This is a genomic window from Nitrosospira sp. Nsp14 (genome assembly GCF_900113575.1).
In the GTDB taxonomy this organism is placed as follows: Bacteria; Pseudomonadota; Gammaproteobacteria; order Burkholderiales; family Nitrosomonadaceae; genus Nitrosospira.
Map to the genome: position 1 here is coordinate 1 of NZ_FOPV01000047.1, position 1,381 is coordinate 1,381.

Annotated in this window: 1 protein-coding gene; it reads right to left on the reverse strand. The window is 48.6% G+C overall.

The features are described 5' to 3' along the window. Positions 1–274 precede the first annotated feature (274 nt). Positions 275–415, reverse strand: a complete 141-nt coding sequence (locus tag BM022_RS15650; RefSeq protein WP_177191758.1) for a hypothetical protein — start codon at positions 413–415, stop codon at positions 275–277. Positions 416–1,381 lie beyond the last annotated feature (966 nt).

A 1,381-nucleotide genomic window follows, 5' to 3' on the forward strand; every position in this document is an offset into this window, starting at 1 on the left:
AGTCAACATAATCGGCAGCCAAAAAGCCACCATATTCGCCCAGGTGGGTCAGTTTTACTCCGGCTCAGTGGGTCAGTATTACAGCGGCGCTAACAGCTAGGCTAAAGCGTTGCTTCAAGCGTGAATAACTCGGCGGTTAAAGCATTTTTCAGTTTATCATGATTGAAAGAACCTCCGAACAAGACTGTAACGCGTATATGCCGAAAAAATAATCGATAGAATGGGACAAAGGCCCCAGAAGACAGCTTGGCCCGGCTGCTCGATCAGGCGCTCGCTAGGTGAATACAAGGAACTCCCGGAGAAATTCCGTCTCGAAATGCTGGCCTTGTCGCTGCTGAATCTCTACGGCGGCAAATGCCCGAAGTGTGAGAACGTGGACCAGGATGCCTGCATGGAAGCCGTGCAGTTTGCCCATATCCACATTCCCCTGTCTGTCTGTGATCTACCACCGGAAATCGACTGGAACGCGAATTTAGCCGTGATGCAGCGGTGTCTGAGGGGAGTCAGACAAGACCGAAGCGGTGTGGTGAGCAGGATATCGGCAAGAGTAAGAAGCGAGAAAAACGGCGCGAAGATTGACCAGTCTCGGGCCCCTTCGCAGCCCGTGGATATCTCCTCACATAATACGAGCGGCAAATGCGACGCGGTTAAAATATGTGTGTGTAATTCCTGTGTAGTTGAGCAGCGAAAATTACACAATTTACGAGAATTCAAGAGAATTAATGCGTTTACAATTAACAGAAAAATTATTGAAAATCAACCTTCTGAGAACAATATAGAAGCCAGCAGACAATATGACTTGAATACTGTTAATCCGCAGGTCCCAGGTTCGAGCCCTGGTCGGGGAGCCAATAGGCACAGGGCGTTCAGCCAATTTCAGAATTCAATTTCGGTCCGCAAAAGCATTGCCAGTTCGCAATTCCGAGAAAAATATGTCATTCGGTTGGAGTGACGATCTGTCCCAATCGGACATAATGCTCGGTCATTTTTACGGAAGAATGGCCTAATCGACGTTTCGCTTCCACCAAGCCGTCGCTCCGCTTTCTCTGTTCCCGCCTTCGCACGAAGATCCCGGAACCGAAGCCCTCTAATCCTTGCCGCAAGATCAGCTTGATGCCTATGCCTACGGTTGCGCTTCAGCAAATTAAAAATCCCTTCGCTAGAAGGAATGCGAAAGGGACTCTAGAAAAACCTATCCAATTAAAGCACATCCAGCAATTTCTGGTCGACGCAGAGTGATGTTCCCCCAATTCTGATGGGATTCAAAACTAGAATCTAGCCGCTTCTGATGTTCCCCCAATTCTGATGGGATTCAAAACTAGAATCTAGCCGCTTCGAGCAGTCTGACCTGGTTGGATTTAACGTATTCGCTTGGGGTCAG

Coding starts and splice junctions, on each gene's coding strand:
- BM022_RS15650 (WP_177191758.1), bottom strand. CDS start 415: ATGGGCAAACTGCACGGCTTCCATGCAGGCATCCTGGTCCACGTTCTC.